The organism is Pseudomonas sp. SIMBA_041 (assembly GCF_046535095.1).
Lineage (GTDB): Bacteria > Pseudomonadota > Gammaproteobacteria > Pseudomonadales > Pseudomonadaceae > Aquipseudomonas > Aquipseudomonas mucoides.
Map to the genome: position 1 here is coordinate 225695 of NZ_JAWRXJ010000010.1, position 17293 is coordinate 242987.

16 protein-coding genes and 1 pseudogene are annotated in these 17293 nt (G+C 60.2%); 11 read left to right on the forward strand and 6 right to left on the reverse strand.

Annotated features, from left to right (window positions below):
* The first annotated feature begins 13 nt into the window (after positions 1-13).
* The gene (gene hisD / locus SB725_RS23775) at positions 14-1339 is read left to right on the forward strand and encodes a histidinol dehydrogenase (protein ID WP_027924543.1); all 1326 of its coding nucleotides are present in this window, start codon (positions 14-16) and stop codon (positions 1337-1339) included.
* A gap of 2 nt (positions 1340-1341) precedes the next feature.
* Positions 1342-2394, forward strand: a complete 1053-nt coding sequence (gene hisC, locus SB725_RS23780; RefSeq protein ID WP_027924544.1) for a histidinol-phosphate transaminase — start codon at positions 1342-1344, stop codon at positions 2392-2394.
* A gap of 121 nt (positions 2395-2515) precedes the next feature.
* On the opposite strand, the gene algW is transcribed toward hisC, so the two are convergent.
* Entirely contained in the window at positions 2516-3676 is a 1161-nt protein-coding gene (gene algW / locus SB725_RS23785) for a Do family serine endopeptidase AlgW (protein WP_027924545.1), read from the reverse strand.
* A 102-nt stretch (positions 3677-3778) separates the two neighbouring features.
* On the opposite strand from algW, the gene SB725_RS23790 reads away from it, so the two are divergent.
* From SB725_RS23790 to cysN, 3 genes are all read left to right on the forward strand, one after another.
* On the forward strand, positions 3779-4537 hold the full coding sequence (locus tag SB725_RS23790) for a Nif3-like dinuclear metal center hexameric protein (RefSeq protein WP_027924546.1): 759 nt from the start codon (positions 3779-3781) through the stop codon (positions 4535-4537).
* 207 nt (positions 4538-4744) lie between these two features.
* Positions 4745-5662 (forward strand): sulfate adenylyltransferase subunit CysD, encoded by a 918-nt coding sequence (cysD, locus tag SB725_RS23795; RefSeq protein WP_027924547.1) that lies wholly within the window; start codon positions 4745-4747, stop codon positions 5660-5662.
* A gap of 9 nt (positions 5663-5671) precedes the next feature.
* Positions 5672-7570: a sulfate adenylyltransferase subunit CysN gene (gene cysN / locus SB725_RS23800; protein ID WP_027924548.1), complete on the forward strand. Its 1899-nt coding sequence runs from the start codon at positions 5672-5674 to the stop codon at positions 7568-7570.
* Between the two features lie 110 nt (positions 7571-7680).
* Here cysN and SB725_RS23805 read toward each other — a convergent pair whose 3' ends face one another.
* From SB725_RS23805 to SB725_RS23815, 3 genes are read right to left on the reverse strand one after another with little or no spacing between them, the layout of a single operon-like run.
* Positions 7681-8586: an acyltransferase gene (locus SB725_RS23805; protein ID WP_027924549.1), complete on the reverse strand. Its 906-nt coding sequence runs from the start codon at positions 8584-8586 to the stop codon at positions 7681-7683.
* Complete coding sequence (pta, locus tag SB725_RS23810) at positions 8587-10686, reverse strand: phosphate acetyltransferase (protein WP_027924550.1); 2100 nt, start codon at positions 10684-10686, stop codon at positions 8587-8589.
* Between the two features lie 60 nt (positions 10687-10746).
* Positions 10747-11085: a DUF3565 domain-containing protein gene (locus SB725_RS23815; protein ID WP_081743972.1), complete on the reverse strand. Its 339-nt coding sequence runs from the start codon at positions 11083-11085 to the stop codon at positions 10747-10749.
* Between SB725_RS23815 and SB725_RS23820 the strand changes: the two genes are divergently transcribed.
* The 3 genes from SB725_RS23820 to SB725_RS23830 all read left to right on the forward strand — a co-directional run bounded on the left by SB725_RS23820 (position 11054) and on the right by SB725_RS23830 (position 13406).
* Positions 11054-11539 carry a peptidylprolyl isomerase gene (locus SB725_RS23820; protein WP_045061434.1) on the forward strand — a complete coding sequence of 162 codons (486 nt, stop codon included), beginning with the start codon at positions 11054-11056 and terminating at the stop codon, positions 11537-11539. The genes SB725_RS23815 and SB725_RS23820 overlap by 32 nt on opposite strands.
* Positions 11540-11661: 122 nt before the next feature.
* Positions 11662-12144: a glutathione peroxidase gene (locus tag SB725_RS23825; RefSeq protein ID WP_027924552.1), complete on the forward strand. Its 483-nt coding sequence runs from the start codon at positions 11662-11664 to the stop codon at positions 12142-12144.
* 158 nt (positions 12145-12302) lie between these two features.
* Complete coding sequence (locus SB725_RS23830) at positions 12303-13406, forward strand: NADH:flavin oxidoreductase (RefSeq protein WP_059181609.1); 1104 nt, start codon at positions 12303-12305, stop codon at positions 13404-13406.
* Between the two features lie 116 nt (positions 13407-13522).
* On the opposite strand, the gene SB725_RS23835 is transcribed toward SB725_RS23830, so the two are convergent.
* Entirely contained in the window at positions 13523-14722 is a 1200-nt protein-coding gene (locus SB725_RS23835) for a glycosyltransferase family 4 protein (RefSeq protein ID WP_027924554.1), read from the reverse strand.
* Positions 14723-14762: 40 nt separating this feature from the next.
* A complete protein-coding gene (gene cysZ, locus SB725_RS23840) occupies positions 14763-15515 on the reverse strand; it encodes a sulfate transporter CysZ (RefSeq protein ID WP_027924555.1) in 753 nt (250 codons plus the stop codon).
* A 313-nt stretch (positions 15516-15828) separates the two neighbouring features.
* On the opposite strand from cysZ, the gene trxB reads away from it, so the two are divergent.
* The 3 genes and pseudogenes from trxB to SB725_RS23855 all read left to right on the forward strand — a co-directional run.
* Positions 15829-16791 (forward strand): thioredoxin-disulfide reductase, encoded by a 963-nt coding sequence (gene trxB, locus SB725_RS23845; protein ID WP_410922650.1) that lies wholly within the window; start codon positions 15829-15831, stop codon positions 16789-16791.
* Between the two features lie 108 nt (positions 16792-16899).
* Positions 16900-17058, forward strand: a complete 159-nt coding sequence (locus SB725_RS23850; RefSeq protein ID WP_410922651.1) for a hypothetical protein — start codon at positions 16900-16902, stop codon at positions 17056-17058.
* Positions 17037-17210, forward strand: a pseudogene (locus SB725_RS23855) (transposase); the annotation flags it as partial. The gene SB725_RS23850 and the pseudogene SB725_RS23855, both read left to right, overlap by 22 nt.
* Positions 17211-17293: the final 83 nt, after the last annotated feature.

The window sequence follows — 17293 nt, forward strand, 5'->3', positions numbered from 1 at the left end:
TGAGGCTCTCGCTATGACCGCACCGACTGCAATTCGCCGACTCAACGCTGCTGACCCGGATTTCGCACATCATCTGGATCATCTGCTGAGCTGGGAAAGTGTGTCTGACGACTCGGTCAATCAGCGGGTGCTGGACATCATCAAAGCCGTGCGCGAGCGTGGCGATGCGGCGCTGGTGGAATTCACCCAGAAGTTCGATGGCCTCGAAGTCGCCTCGATGGCCGACCTGATCCTGCCGCGTGAGCGCCTGGAACTGGCCCTGACCCGGATCACCGTGCCGCAGCGTGAAGCACTGGAAAAAGCCGCGGCCCGCGTGCGCAGCTACCACGAAAAACAGAAACAGGATTCCTGGAGCTACACCGAAGCCGACGGCACGGTGTTGGGCCAGAAGGTCACGCCGCTGGATCGCGCCGGTCTGTATGTGCCGGGCGGCAAAGCGTCGTATCCGTCTTCGGTGCTGATGAACGCGATCCCGGCCAAAGTGGCGGGCGTGACCGAAGTGGTCATGGTGGTGCCGACCCCGCGCGGTGAAATCAACGAGCTGGTACTGGCTGCGGCCTGCATTGCCGGCGTCGACCGCGTGTTCACCATCGGCGGCGCCCAAGCGGTTGCCGCGCTGGCTTACGGCACCGAAAGCGTGCCGAAGGTCGATAAAGTGGTGGGCCCGGGCAACATCTATGTCGCCACCGCCAAGCGTCATGTGTTTGGTCAGGTCGGTATCGACATGATCGCCGGTCCGTCCGAGATTCTCGTGGTGTGCGACGGCCAGACCGATCCGGACTGGATCGCCATGGACCTGTTCTCCCAGGCCGAGCACGATGAAGACGCCCAGGCGATTCTGGTCAGCCCGGACGCCGAATTCCTCGACAAGGTCGCCGCGAGCATCGCCAAGCTGCTGCCAACCATGGAACGCGCCGAGATCATCGAAACCTCGATCAATGGCCGGGGCGCGTTGATCAAGGTCCGCGACATGGAACAAGCCATCGAAGTGGCCAACCGCATCGCACCGGAACACCTTGAGTTGTCGGTCGCTGATCCGCAGGCGTGGTTGCCGCAGATCCGTCACGCGGGCGCGATCTTCATGGGCCGTCACACCTCCGAAGCCTTGGGCGACTACTGCGCCGGTCCGAACCACGTGTTGCCGACGTCTGGCACCGCGCGTTTTTCTTCGCCGCTGGGTGTGTACGACTTCCAGAAACGCTCCTCGATCATCTTCTGTTCCGAGCAGGGTGCGTCCGAGTTGGGCAAGACGGCTTCGGTACTGGCCCGTGGCGAGTCGCTGACCGCCCACGCCCGCAGCGCCGAATACCGCATCATTGACGACAAGCAGGGGAACTGAAGATGAGTAAATTCTGGAGCCCCTTCGTCAAGAGCCTGGTGCCTTACGTGCCGGGCGAGCAGCCAAAATTGACGAAACTGGTGAAGCTCAACACCAACGAAAACCCGTACGGTCCATCGCCCAAAGCCCTGGCGGCGATGCAGACCGAGCTGAACGATAATCTGCGTTTGTATCCGGACCCGAACAGCGACCTGCTCAAGCAGGCTGTTGCCAGGTACTACGGCGTGCAAGGCAATCAGGTGTTCCTCGGCAACGGTTCCGATGAAGTCCTGGCGCACATCTTCCACGGTCTGCTGCAACACGATCAGCCGCTGCTGTTCCCTGACATCAGCTACAGCTTCTATCCGGTTTACTGCGGGTTGTATGGCATCAGGTTCGACGCGGTGCCGCTGGACGAGCAGTTCCAGATCAACCCGGCCGACTACGCCAAGCCAAACGGCGGGATCATCTTCCCGAACCCGAATGCACCGACCGGTTGCCTGCTGGCGCTTGACGCCGTTGAGCAGATCCTCAAGGCCAGCCCGGATTCAGTGGTCGTGGTAGATGAGGCCTACATCGACTTTGGCGGAGAGACGGCGATCACGTTGGTGGACCGTTATCCGAACCTGCTGGTGACTCAGACCCTGTCCAAATCCCGTTCACTGGCCGGCCTGCGGGTTGGCTTGGCGGTGGGGCATCCGGACTTGATCGAGGCGCTGGAGCGGATCAAGAACAGCTTCAACTCTTATCCGCTGGATCGCCTGGCGATTGTCGGGGCTGCGGCGGCGTTTGAGGATCGTGAGTACTTCGACAAGACCTGTCAGCTGGTGATCGAGAGTCGCGACAAGGTCGTCGGGCAACTTGAGGCGAAGGGGTTTGAGGTGTTGCCGTCGGCAGCCAACTTCATTTTTGCCCGTCATCCGAAGCACGATGCGGCAGGGCTGGCGGCGAAGTTGCGAGAGCAAGGCGTGATCGTTCGGCACTTCAAGCAGGAGCGGATTGCCCAGTTCCTGCGGATCTCCATCGGCACACCGGAGCAGAACCAGGCGCTGATCGACGGCCTCGGCGACCTCTAAACCACCACCGCCCCTGTGGGAGCGTGGCTTGCCCGCGATGAACGATAACGCGGTGTACCTGATACACCGCGGTGTTGCCATCGCGGGCAAGCCACGCTCCCACAAGGGATCTGGGGGGCTGTTACTCTTCTTCTTTCTCTTTGACCGGTGCCGGTGGTGGGCGCAGGCCGATCTCGGCAGTGAGCTTTAGCTCCTTGCCATTGCGCATTACTTGAACCGTGACCTTGTCCGTCGGCTTGATCCGCGCGACCTGGTTCATCGAACGGCGACCATCGCCGGCCGGTTCGCCGTCGATGCTGAGAATCACATCACCCAATTGCAGGCCGGCTTTCTGCGCCGGACCGTCACGGAAGATCCCCGCGACCACAATCCCCGGACGTCCCGACAGACCGAACGACTCCGCCAGTTCCTGGCTCAACGGCTGCACTTCAATGCCCAGCCAGCCGCGAATCACCTGGCCGTGTTCGATGATCGACTTCATCACTTCCATCGCCAGTTTGACCGGGATCGCAAACCCGATGCCTTGCGAGCCGCCAGATTTGGAGAAAATCGCCGTGTTGATGCCGGTCAGGTTGCCATTGGCGTCCACCAACGCACCGCCGGAGTTGCCGGGATTGATCGCAGCGTCGGTCTGGATGAAATCTTCGTAGTTGTTCAGGCCCAGCTGATTGCGCCCGGTGGCGCTGATGATGCCCATGGTCACGGTCTGGCCGACACCGAACGGGTTGCCGATGGCCAGCGCCACGTCGCCGATGCGGATGTTGTCGGAACGGCCGATGGTGATTGCCGGCAGGGTCTTCAGGTCGATCTTCAATACCGCGAGATCGGTTTCCGGGTCACTGCCGATCACGCGAGCCAGGGTCTCACGGCCATCCTTGAGCGCCACGACAATCTGGTCGGCCCCGGTGGTTACGTGGTTGTTGGTCAGGATGTAACCTTCCGGGCTCATGATCACGCCAGAACCCAGGCTCGACTCCATACGCTTCTGTTTGGGCGAATTGTCCCCGAAGAAGCGGCGAAACTGCGGGTCTTCGAACAGTGGGTGATTCGGTTTGTTGATGACCTTGGTGGTGTACAGGTTGACCACCGCAGGTGCGGCAATGACCACGGCGTCGGCATAGGACACCGGCCCCTGTTGCACACTGGTGGTTTGCGGTGCTTGCTGCAAGTTCACGTCGAGGCTCGGAAGCCCGACCCACTGCGGGTAACGCTGAATTATCAAAAGAGCGATAAGCACGCCGGCCAACAGCGGCCAGCCGGAAAAACGCAGCGCCTTGAGCATTAAGCACTTCCTGAAAGGTTGCAGGCGGTATGAGACCGCCCATAATGTCGCGCATTATACGAGGCCAAGCGCGCCTCTGAACGGGATATTTAGGAGTCTTTTATGGCCGTCGCCCTGAGCACCCTGGTCGAAGAAGCCGACCGTTACCTCTCCAGCGCCAAAATTGCCGATTATTGCCCCAACGGCTTGCAGGTCGAGGGCCGGCCGCAAGTGATGCGCATTGTCAGTGGCGTCACAGCCAGCCAGGCACTGCTGGACGCGGCGGTCGAAGCCGAGGCCGATCTGGTGCTGGTGCATCACGGTTATTTCTGGAAAGGCGAGAACCCGTGCATCACCGGCATGAAACAGCGTCGATTGAAGACCTTGCTCAAGCACGACATCAGCCTGCTTTCTTATCACTTGCCGCTGGATCTGCACCCGGAAGTCGGCAACAACGTGCAACTGGCACGTCAGCTCGACATCACCGTCGAAGGTCCGCTGGATCCGGACAATCTTAAAGTTGTTGGCCTGGTCGGTTCGTTGAGCGAACCGATGACGCCGCGTGATTTCGCCCGTCGCGTGCAGGAAGTCATGGGCCGCGAGCCGCTGCTGATCGAAGGCAGCGAGATGATTCGCCGGGTCGGTTGGTGCACGGGCGGCGGTCAGGGCTACATCGATCAGGCAGTGTTGGCCGGTGTCGATCTTTACCTCAGTGGCGAAGCCTCCGAGCAGACCTTTCACAGCGCGCGGGAAAACGACATCAGCTTCATCGCCGCCGGCCATCACGCCACCGAGCGTTATGGTGTCCAGGCACTGGGTGATTATCTGGCGCGCCGGTTTGCCCTCGAACATATCTTCATTGATTGCCCCAATCCTATTTGAGGGTTTGTGCAAATTCTGTGAACAGCACCCTTCAAGAATGTGGGAGGGCGTTTGCTTCCGCATGGGGCTGTGGCGCCCAAACGAGGGGGTATATTCATATACCCTTTCGATCTAGTTGGCGTCCTGATTAGAAGAGGTCGCTGTGCTAGGATTCTTCGCTCGAACACGGCCCGCTGGCCGTCCATAAGATCGTTTTCGTGAGTAGCCATGGTCGACAAACTGACGCATCTGAAACAGCTGGAGGCCGAAAGCATCCACATCATCCGCGAGGTCGCCGCCGAGTTCGATAACCCGGTGATGCTGTACTCCGTCGGTAAAGATTCCGCCGTGATGCTGCACCTTGCGCGCAAGGCGTTCTTCCCGGGCAAGCTGCCGTTCCCGGTGATGCACGTCGACACCCGGTGGAAGTTCAAGGAAATGTACGCGTTCCGCGACCGCATGGTCGAAGAGCTCGGCCTTGACCTGCTGGTACACGTGAACCCCGATGGCGTTGCACAGGGCATCAACCCGCTGACCCACGGCAGTGCCAAGCACACCGATATCATGAAAACCGAAGGCCTCAAGCAGGCCCTCGACAAGTATGGTTTCGATGCCGCTTTCGGTGGTGCCCGTCGTGACGAAGAGAAATCCCGCGCCAAAGAACGCGTGTATTCCTTCCGCGACACCAAGCACCGCTGGGACCCGAAAAACCAGCGTCCAGAGCTGTGGAACGTCTACAACGGCAACGTCAACAAGGGCGAATCCATTCGTGTGTTCCCGTTGTCGAACTGGACCGAACTGGACATCTGGCAGTACATCTACCTCGAAGGCATCCCGATTGTGCCGCTGTATTTCGCCGCCGAACGCGACGTCATCGAAATGAATGGCACCTGGATCATGATTGACGACGAACGTCTGCTCAATCACCTGAGCGATGAAGACAAGGCGCGCATCGTCAAGAAGAAGGTCCGTTTCCGTACGCTCGGCGACTACCCGCTGACCGGTGCGGTCGAGTCCGAGGCTGTCACGCTGACCGACATCATTCAGGAAATGCTCCTGACGCGAACTTCCGAACGCCAGGGCCGGGTCATCGACCACGATGGCGCAGGCTCGATGGAAGAAAAGAAACGTCAGGGTTATTTCTAAGGGGTTGTCATGTCGCACGTATCTGATTTGATCAGCGAGGACATCCTCGCCTACCTGGGCCAGCACGAACGCAAGGAAATGCTGCGCTTTCTGACCTGTGGCAACGTCGATGACGGCAAGAGCACCCTGATCGGGCGCCTGCTGCACGACTCCAAGATGATCTACGAAGATCACCTGGAAGCCATTACCCGCGACTCGAAGAAAGTCGGCACCACCGGTGATGACATCGACCTGGCGTTGCTGGTCGACGGCCTGCAGGCCGAGCGTGAGCAGGGCATCACCATCGATGTCGCTTACCGCTATTTCTCCACCGCCAAGCGCAAATTCATCATCGCCGACACCCCCGGCCATGAGCAGTACACCCGCAACATGGCCACCGGTGCATCCACCTGTGACCTGGCGATCATCCTGGTCGACGCCCGTTATGGCGTGCAGACCCAGACCCGTCGCCACAGCTTTATCGCTTCGTTGCTGGGCATCAAACACATCGTTGTGGCCATCAACAAGATGGACCTCAACGGCTTCGACGAAAATGTCTTTGAGTCGATCAAGGCCGATTACCTGAAGTTCGCCGAAGGCATCGCCTTCAAGCCGACCACCATGGCCTTCGTGCCGATGTCGGCGCTCAAGGGCGACAACGTGGTGAACAAGTCCGAGCGCTCGCCGTGGTACACCGGCCAGTCGCTGATGGAAATTCTGGAAACCGTCGAAATCGCCAGCGACCGCAACTACACCGACCTGCGTTTCCCGGTGCAGTACGTCAACCGTCCAAACCTGAACTTCCGTGGTTTCGCCGGCACCCTGGCCAGCGGCGTCGTGCACAAGGGCGACGAAGTCGTTGTGCTGCCGTCAGGCAAGAGCAGCCGCGTGAAATCCATCGTCACCTTCGAAGGTGAGCTGGAGCATGCCGGTCCAGGCCAGGCAGTGACGCTGACCATGGAAGACGAAATCGACATCTCCCGCGGCGACTTGCTGGTACACGCCGACAACCTGCCGCAAGTGACTGACGCCTTCGACGCCATGCTGGTGTGGATGGCCGAAGAGCCGATGTTGCCGGGCAAGAAATACGACATCAAACGCGCTACCACTTACGTGCCGGGTTCGATTACCAGCATCGTCAACCGCGTTGACGTGAACACCCTGGAAGAAGGTCCGGCCAGCGCCTTGCAACTGAACGAAATCGGTCGGGTCAAGATCAGCCTCGACGCGGCCATCGCGCTGGACGGTTACGCAAGTAACCGCACCACCGGTTCGTTCATCGTCATTGATCGTTTGACCAATGGCACCGTCGCCGCTGGCATGATCATCGCTCAGCCGGTGGCCCATGGCAGCGCTACGCACCATGGCAAGCTCGCTCACGTCGCCACTGAAGAACGCGCCCAGCGCTTCGGCCAGCAACCGGCCACCGTGTTGTTCAGCGGCCTGTCGGGCGCTGGTAAAAGCACCCTGGCCTACGCGGTTGAACGCAAGCTGTTCGACATGGGCCGTGCGGTGTTTGTGCTCGATGGTCAGAACCTGCGCCATGACCTGAACAAAGGTCTGCCACAGGATCGCGCCGGGCGTACCGAGAACTGGCGTCGTGCGGCACACGTAGCGCGTCAGTTCAACGAAGCCGGTTTGCTGACCCTCGCAGCCTTCGTTGCACCGAGTGCTGAAGGTCGTGAGCAGGCCAGGGAACTGATCGGCAAGGAGCGTTTGCTGACCGTTTACGTCCAGGCCTCGCCGACTGTTTGCGCCGAACGTGACCCGCAGGGTCTGTACGCGGCGGCCGGGGATAACATCCCGGGCGATTCCTTCCCGTTCGATGTGCCGCTGGATGCTGACCTTGTGGTCGATACCCAGTCGCTGTCGCTGGAAGAGAGCGTCAAGCAGGTGCTGGATCTGCTGCGTGGCCGCGGCGCGATCTAAGCGCTAAGCCGGCCATAAAAAACCCGCCGATGAGTGATCATCGGCGGGTTTTTTTGTGTCCTTAAGATCGCCATCGCGAGCAAGCTCGCGATGAGGCCGGAACGCGCGCCTCAAGACTTGGCTGGATACTCCCGGTGCATCTGCCCCAGCAACGCATCCTTATCCAGCCACAGCTGGTTGATCCACCCCTGAAACTGCAATCGATACTCGCCATCCTGGTCGTAGTTCTTGCCAATAAACTGCGGCGGTATCTTCAGCTCCTGAAAATGCACGACCACGTCCTTCACATTCCCGCAGAGCAAATCCCAATAGCCCGGACGGCCGCCCGGATAGTGAATCGTCACGTTGACGATGGACTCCAGCTGCTCGCCCATCGCATCCAGCACAAACGCAATGCCACCGGCCTTGGGTTTGAGCAAATACTTGAACGGTGATTTCTGCTGGGCATGCTTGCCTTCGGTGAAGCGCGTGCCCTCGACGAAGTTGAAAATCCCCACCGGGCTGTTGCGAAACTTCGCGCAGGTCTTGCGGGTGGTTTCCAGGTCTTTGCCTTTCTTCTCCGGGTGCTTTTCCAGGTACGCCTTGGAATAGCGCTTCATGAACGGAAAGCCCAGCGTCCACCACGCCAGACCAATCACCGGCACCCAGATCAGCTCCTGCTTGAGAAAAAACTTCAGCGGCTGGATGCGACGGTTGAGCACGTATTGCAGCACCATGATGTCGACCCAGCTCTGGTGGTTGCTGGTGATCAGGTACGAGTGCCGATAGTCCAGGCTTTCCAGGCCACTGAGGTGCCAGCGGGTGCGGCAGACCAGGTTCATCCAGGCCTTGTTGTTGCTGATCCACGCTTCATGGGTGTGGCTCATCAGCCAGCGCGTGAAACGCTGGGTGATGGCGAACGGCAGCACCTTGAAAATCGCCACGCAGAACAGAAACGAGCACAGCAGAATGGTATTGAGGGCCAACAACAACGAGGCAATCACGCCGCGCATGGCGGCAGGCAGGGAATCCAGCATTTAAACATCCATAGGTCGGTTGGCAGCCTGGATCGCGGTCAACGCGATGGTGTAGACGATGTCATCGACTTGCGCACCGCGCGGCAGGTCGTTCACCGGTTTGCGCAGGCCTTGCAGCATCGGCCCGAGACTCACGCAGTCGGCGCTGCGCTGCACGGCTTTGTGGGTGGTGTTGCCGGTGTTCAGGTCGGGGAACACGAACACCGTCGCGCGACCGGCGACCTGGCTGTTGGGGGCCAGTTGCCGGGCGACGGTTTCGTTGGCGGCGGCATCGTACTGCAACGGGCCGTCGATCAGCAGCGAGTTTTGCTGTTCGTGGGCGAGCAGCGTCGCCTCGCGGACCTTCTCGACTTCTTCGCCACTGGCGGACTCTCCGCTGGAATAGCTGATCATCGCCACGCGCGGAGTGATGCCAAACGCGGCCGCCGAGTCGGCGCTTTGCAGGGCGATCTCGGCCAGTTCGCTGGCGCTCGGGTGCGGGTTCATCACACAGTCGCCGTAGACCAGCACTTCTTCGGGGAACAGCATGAAGAACACTGACGACACCAAGGTGCAGCCCGGCGCGGTTTTAATCAGCTGCAGGGCCGGGCGGATGGTGTTGGCGGTGGAGTGAATGACCCCGGAGACGAGGCCATCGACTTCATCCAGCGCCAGCATCATGGTGCCGATCACCACAGTGTCTTCCAGTTGCTGCTCGGCCATCGGCGCGTTGAGGCTTTTGCTTTTGCGCAGGGCAACCATTGGCTCGACATAGCGTTCGCGGATCAGGTCCGGGTCGAGAATTTCCAGCCCCGGCGGCAGCTCGATGCCTTGGGCGCGGGCGACGGCTTCGACGTCCGCCGGTTTAGCCAGCAACACGCAACGGGCAATGCCACGGGCCTGACAGATCGCCGCGGCTTGTACGGTCAACGGCTCGCTGCCTTCTGGCAACACGATGCGTTTGTTCGCCGCCTGGGCACGCTGGATCAATTGATAACGGAACACGGCGGGCGACAGGCGCATCTCACGCGGGGTACCGCAGCGCTGGTGCAGCCAGTTGGCATCGAGATGGCTGGCGACGAAGTCGGTGATGATCTCCGCACGCTCGCGGTCGTCGATCGGGATTTCCTTGTTCAAACCGTTCAACTGGTTCGCGGTGTCGTAGGAGCCAGTGCTCACCGACAGCACCGGCAAACCGGCCTGCAAGGCGCCACGGCAAAGGTCCATGATGCGCGGGTCGGGCAGGGTGTCGCTGGTCAGCAGCAGGCCGGCCAGCGGCACGCCGTTCATGGCCGCGAGGCTGACGGCGAGGATGATGTCGTCGCGATCACCGGGTGTCACCACCAGCACGCCGGGCTTGAGCAGCTCCACGGTGTTGCGCATGGTGCGGGCGCAGATGATGATGTTGGTCATGCGCCGGGTTTCATAATCGCCGGCATTGAGGATTTGTGCGCCCATCAGGTCGGCGACGTCGCGGGTGCGCGGCGCATTCAATTCCGGCTGGAACGGGATGCAGCCCAGCAAACGGAAATCACCGCTGCGCAGCAACGGCGAGTGTTCTTTCAAGCGCGTGGCGAAGACGTCCATGCTTTCGTCGGTCTTGACCTTGTTGAGGATCACGCCGAGTACTTTCGGGTCCTTCGGCCCGCCGAACAATTGGGCCTGCAATTCCACGCGGCCGGAGAGCTCGGTCAGGGCTTCGCTTTCTGGCGCGGAGACCAGAATCACGTCGGCATCCAGGCTCTTGGCCAAATGCAGATTGACCCGCGCGGCGTAGCTGGCGCTGCGGGTCGGGACCATGCCTTCCACGACCAGCACGTCCTTGCCGACGGCGGCTTGCTGATACAGGGTGATGATTTCTTCGAGCAGCTCATCCAGCTGGCCATCACCGAGCATGCGCTCGACGTGCGCCAGGCCGAGCGGCTGCGGTGGCCGTAAACCGTGGGTGCGCGCCACCAGTTCGGTGGACCGCTCCGGGCCGGTGTCGCCCGGGTGTGGCTGGGCAATCGGTTTGAAAAAACCGACCTTGAGGCCGGCACGCTCAAGGGTGCGCACCAGCCCGAGGCTGATGGAGGTCAGACCCACACCAAAATCGGTGGGTGCGATAAAAAAAGTTTGCATGCGGATTCTCTAAGGGAGCATGGCAAAGGCGATCGTTTATACCTGACGATCTACCGAAATTCAGTCGCCAAGGTTATCGCTAACCGGGCCTTGTGCGCACCAACCGCAATCAAAGGGCTGGCCTATTTTTTCAATACGTTGCGCGGGATCCAGGACCCAGGCACGCGATTGCCACGGTGGCTGGTGGCGCAGGTGCTGAGTATGGCCGCAGGAAAGCTCGGCCACCCAATGCCCGTCCTCATCCTGATGGAAACCGGTGACCGTTGCGCCTGGCGTCGCCAACCTTCCGTCCGGGTTGTGTTCGCTTTCGGGCGATGGCTTCGCTAAACTTGGCCTTTCTTCATTCTTATGCAAAAGGTCTCGCCCCATGCTGATCGCCGCCAATAAGGCTGTCTCCATCGACTATACCCTGACCAACGACGCTGGTGAGGTCATCGACAGCTCCGCCGGTGGCGCGCCGCTGGTCTACCTGCAAGGCGCAGGTAACATCATCCCGGGCCTGGAAAAGGCTCTGGAAGGCAAAGCTGTCGGCGACGAGCTGACCGTAGCCGTTGAACCTGAAGATGCCTACGGCGAATACGCTGCCGAACTGGTCAGCACGTTGAGCCGCAGCATGTTCGAAGGCGTCGACGAGCTGGAAGTAGGTATGCAGTTCCACGCATCCGCTCCGGACGGCCAGATGCAGATCGTCACCATTCGCGATCTGGACGGCGACGATGTCACCGTCGACGGCAACCACCCGTTGGCCGGTCAGCGCCTGAATTTCCAGGTCAAGATCATCGACATCCGTGACGCCAGCCAGGAAGAAGTCGCTCATGGTCACGTCCATGGCGAAGGTGGCCATCACCACTGATTTTCTGCGCTAAGCTCAGAGAACTGGAGAGGCGCCCGAGGGCGCCTTTTTAGTCGGCGGCTGTCCCTGGCGGCATTGCCAAGTGGCTGTTTCGAGAAGAACACGGGAATTTGGAGTTCGTCATGAGTGCTTTTCACGACCTTAAGTTGACAGCCCTGGATGGACAGGAGCTACCGCTGGCGCCTTTCAAAGGGCAAGTCGTGCTGGTGGTCAACGTCGCCTCCAAATGTGGCTTGACCCCACAGTACGCGGCGCTGGAAAACCTCTACCAGCAATACAAAGGTAAGGGTTTCAGCGTACTCGGCTTGCCTTGCAACCAGTTTGCCGGGCAGGAGCCGGGTTCCGAACAGGAAATCCAGGAGTTTTGCAGCCTCAACTATGGCGTGACCTTTCCGTTGTCCAGCAAGCTGGAAGTCAACGGTCATGAGCGTCATCAGCTGTACCGCCTGCTGGCGGGCGAGGGCGCGGAATTCCCGGGTGACATTACCTGGAACTTCGAAAAATTCCTGCTGGGCAAGGACGGTCGTGTGCTGGCGCGGTTTTCCCCGCGTACGGCGCCGGATGATCCGACGATCGTGCATGCGATTGAAAAAGCGCTGAGCTGACCCCCCCAAAAAATCGCAGCCCTCGGGCTGCGATTTTTTCTGCCTGCCTTTTGTCCCTTAATCACTCAGATCAATAGTGCTGGGCTTGGCTTTGAACTGCACATATTATCGCCGTCATAAAATTCCATCCCGTCGATATCGTTTTCGTGGAGTGCCCCATGCCCGTTAAAGCCCTGTTCAAACCGTTCCACCTCGGCACCCTCGAACTGCCGACCCGCGTCGTCATGGCGCCGATGACCCGTTCGTTTTCGCCGGGTGGCGTGCCTAATTCCAAAGTGATCGAGTACTACCGTCGTCGCGCCGCCGCAGGCGTCGGCTTGATCATCACCGAAGGCACCACCGTCGGTCACAAGGCGTCGAACGGCTACCCGAACGTGCCACATTTCTACGGTGAAGCCGCGCTGGCCGGCTGGAAGAAAGTTGTCGATGCGGTGCATGCCGAAGGCGGCAAGATCGTTCCACAGCTGTGGCATGTCGGCAGCGTGCGCCGTATCGGCACCGAACCGGATGCGAACGTGCCGGGTTACGGCCCGTCAGAAAAACTGAAAGACGGTCAGGTCGTGGTTCATGGCATGACCAAACAGGATATTCAGGACGTGATCGCCGCGTTCGCCCAAGCCGCCAAGGATGCCCAGAGCATCGGCATGGACGGCGTGGAAATCCACGGTGCCCACGGCTATCTGGTCGACCAGTTCTTCTGGGAAGGCAGCAACCAGCGCACCGACGAATACGGTGGCGATCTGGCCAACCGTTCACGTTTTGCTATCGAACTGATTCAAGCGGTGCGCGCCGCGGTCGGTGAAGGTTTCCCGATCATCTTCCGTTTCTCGCAATGGAAGCAGCAGGATTACACCGCGCGTCTGGTGCAAACCCCGGAAGCGCTGGGCGAGTTCCTCAAGCCGTTGTCCGACGCTGGCGTGGATATTTTTCACTGCTCGACGCGCCGTTTCTGGGAGCCGGAATTCGACGGTTCCGAGCTGAACCTGGCCGGCTGGACCCGCAAACTGACGGGCAAACCGACTATCACCGTGGGCAGCGTGGGCCTGGATGGCGAGTTCCTGCAGTTCATGGTCAACACCGACAAGATTGCCCAGCCGGCGAGCCTGGAGAAACTGCTGGAGCGTCTGAACAACGACGAATTCGATCTGGTGGCGGTGGGGCGTGCGTTGCTGGTTGATCCGGATTGGGCGCAAAAAGTACGAGACGGTCGAGAGGAAGACATCCTGCCGTTCAGCCGAGAGGCGTTGATGACGTTGGTTTAAGTCGCGTCTGGAAGGGCCTCTTCGCGAGCAGGCTCGCTCCCGCAGGTTTTGTGCACGACACAGAACCCCTGTAGGAGTGAGCCTGCTCGCGATGACTGACCCAATGTCACCAACCATCAAGGGACAGTCGATGCAGTCGGCACCACCAACTCCCCCACACAAGCCCCCCGCAACTGCCCCTCGAACTGCTCGATAATCGCCGCCCAACCCTGCCGGCTCGCATGCTGTCGCGCATTCAGGCGCACGCAGCGCAAGGTCTCGCGCTCTTCCAGCAGCCACACTGCCGCATCACAGAACGCCTCTTCATCCCCCGGCATCGCCAGCACGCCGTTATAGCCATGACGGATATGTTGAGCGGCGGCCGCCTGATCGTAAGCGACCACCCCCAATCCCGACGCTAATGCCTCAAGCACCACATTGCCGAACGTTTCGGTCATGCTCGGAAACAGAAATACGTCACCGGATGCGTAGTGACTGGCCAACGCTTCGCCGCGTTTCGAACCGCAGAAAACCGCCTCGGGCAGTTCCTGCTCCAGCGTCGCTCGTTGGGGGCCGTCGCCGATCACGATCAAACGCAGGTTGCGCTGGGGATAAGTGGCCTTCAGTGCGTCGAAACTGCGCTTGAGCAAGCCGAGGTTTTTCTCCGGGGCCAAGCGCCCGACATGAATGATCGCGATGTCGTTCTCGGCCAATCCCCATTGTTCCCGCAGCGATGCCAGCCTTTTGCTCGGATGAAACAATTGGCTGTCGACCCCCCGGGAGAGCAATGCCAGGCGTTCGAAGCTGCGACGCTCAAGCTCCATGCGCTGACTGGGGCTCGGCACCAGGGTCAGGGTCGAACGGTTGTGGAACCAGCGCAGGTAGTGAGTCAGCAATCGCGTCAGCAACCCCAGTCCGTATTGGTTGGAGTACTGCTGAAAGTTGGTGTGAAAGCCGCTGACCACCGAAATCCCCAGCCGCCGTGCCGCACGCAATGCAGACAAACCCAGCGGCCCTTCAGTGGCGATGTAGAGCACGTCCGGGCGATGCCGGGTCCAGCGCCTGAGCAACTTGTGCATCGACGACTGGCCCCATTGCAGGCCGGGATAGCCCGGTAGCGGCCAGCCGCGGCACAACAGCAAATCATCGTCACTGCTCATCTGCAGATCACACAGTTGGCGTGGCCGGACCAATTCCACCTGATGCCCGCGCGCGCGCAAACCGTCGCACAAACGGCCAAGGGTATTGGCCACGCCGTTGATTTCCGGAGGGAATGTTTCAGTGATCAGGGTGATATGCAGAGCTGTCGTCATGACCTCAGTGTGGGCTGAGGCCATGTCGTCATTGTGGCGCTTTGATGATGGATTTATGACCTGATCAGCGCTGGGCCACCAGATTCTCCGCGCCGCGCTCACGCACCCAGAACAACGTCGCGCCCGCCACGGCGGCCGGCATCATCAGAATGTTGACCACCGGGATCAACAGCACCAGATACACGCTGCCGCCGAAGCTCATGCTCTGCCAGCGCTTCTGCCGCAGCCAGGCGAGCATCTCGTTCCAGCCCAGCTTGTGGTTGTCTGCCGGGTAGTCGATGTACTGGATCGCCATCATCCACACCCCGAACAACAGCCACAGCGGCGCGGCAATGATGTTGACCACCGGGATGAAGGACAGGATGAACAGCCCGATCGCCCGAGGCAGGAAGTAGCCGAGTTTGCGCATCTCCCGGGACAGGGTGCGCGGAATCATGGCGATCAGTTCGCCCCAACTGAAGGACGGGAAGTCGTCGGTGCCGCGCACCACCACTTCGACTTTCTCCGCGAGGAAGCCGTTGAAGGGCGCGGCGATGACGTTGGCGAGCATGGTGAAGGTGAAAAACACCATCAACACCACCAGCACCACAAAAATTGGCCAGAGGATGTAGCTGAGAAAACTCAGCCAGTCGGGCAGGGTCGGCATCAGCGTATCGACCCACACACTGAATTGATGGCCAGCCAGATAAATCAATCCGACGAACAGCACCAGGTTGATGGCCAGCGGCAACAACACGAATAAACGCAGGCTGGGGCTGAGGACCAACTTGAGGCCTTCACGCAGGTATTGCGGTCCGGACAGGACGGGTGCGGGCATAACGTGCTCCGGGCAGAGGGAAACGCGCCGACCTTACCGGCTTTGCCGAAAGGGGGAAAGCGCGGCGGCGGTATCGACATTCACTGTAACAAAGACGCCTATATAGTCGCCGCAGTGGGATAGAGACCGCCTATGAGCTGGATTGTTAAACCGTATTTCCTTAATCTTCGCCCCCTCGATACGCTGCACCCAATCTTTTTGCAGGACTGTCGTACTCAAGCCTTCCCCAAGGTCAACCACGGTCCTTTTTTATTCCCGCCGGCAACCCGGCGTTCCGCGCCCGTTGTTCAGGGCCGGTCAACAGGAGCAGGTCATGTCTGAAGTCCGTCATTCGCGAGTGATTATTCTCGGTTCCGGCCCTGCCGGTTACAGCGCTGCGGTCTATGCCGCCCGTGCCAACCTCAAGCCGCTGCTGATCACCGGCATGCAAGCCGGCGGTCAGCTGACCACCACCACCGAAGTCGACAACTGGCCGGGCGACGTCCACGGCCTGACCGGCCCGGTGTTGATGGAGCGCATGAAAGAGCACGCCGAGCGTTTTGAGACCGAGATTGTTTTCGATCACATCAATGCCGTGGACTTTGCTTCCAAGCCGTACACCCTGATCGGCGACAGCGCGAAGTACACCTGCGACGCACTGATCATCGCGACCGGCGCCAGCGCTCGTTACCTGGGCCTGCCGTCGGAAGAAGCATTCATGGGCAAAGGCGTGTCGGCCTGCGCGACCTGCGACGGTTTCTTCTACCGCAACAAGCCAGTGGCTGTGGTCGGCGGCGGCAACACCGCGGTTGAAGAGGCGCTCTACCTGGCCAACATCGCCAGTAAGGTGACCCTGATCCACCGTCGCGAAACCTTCCGCGCCGAGAAGATCCTGATCGACAAGCTCAATGCCCGGGTTGCCGAAGGCAAAATCGAGCTGAAACTGAACTCGAACCTGGACGAAGTCCTGGGCGACAACATGGGCGTGACCGGTGCTCGCCTGAAGAACAACGACGGCAGCTTCGACGAGCTGAAAGTCGACGGCGTGTTCATCGCCATCGGCCACACCCCGAACACCTCGTTGTTCGAAGGTCAGCTGACGTTGAAAGACGGCTACCTGGTGGTGCAGGGCGGCCGTGAAGGCAACGCCACGGCGACCAGCGTTGAAGGTATCTTTGCCGCCGGTGACGTGGCTGACCACGTTTACCGTCAGGCCATCACCTCGGCCGGCGCCGGCTGCATGGCGGCACTGGACACCGAGCGTTACCTGGACGACCTGCAGAACGCCACGTTCTGAGATCGTCGAAATGAAAAAACCGGCCTCGGCCGGTTTAATGAGATGGTCACCCCACACCCTGCGAGGGCTACGCTTTCGCAGGGTGTTTTGTTTTCGCAGGCCATCATCATGAGCGAGTCAGCGCTGATCGGTATCGATCTCGGTAAACACAGTTTCCACCTTCACGGTCAGGATAAGTCGGGTCGTGAGGTGTTTCGCAAAAAGTTCTCACGACCGCAGGTGATGCATTTTTTCGGCAACCTGCCGAGCTGGGTAGTCGTTTGCTGAGCTTGCCGTGTGTCGGGCCGATCACCGCCAGCCTATTGGCTGTGGAGATGGGCGATGGTCAGCAGTACCGATGCAGTCGCGATTTTGCTGCGTCCGTTGGCTTGGTGCCCAGGCAGTACAGCACGGGTGGCAAGGCCAACCTGCTGGGGATCCAATAAACTAGCGCGTATCGCCTGGGCGATAGCCGCTCACCCTACGCAGTATGAAGCAGGGCCAGGCGCGCTGAAGAAACTGT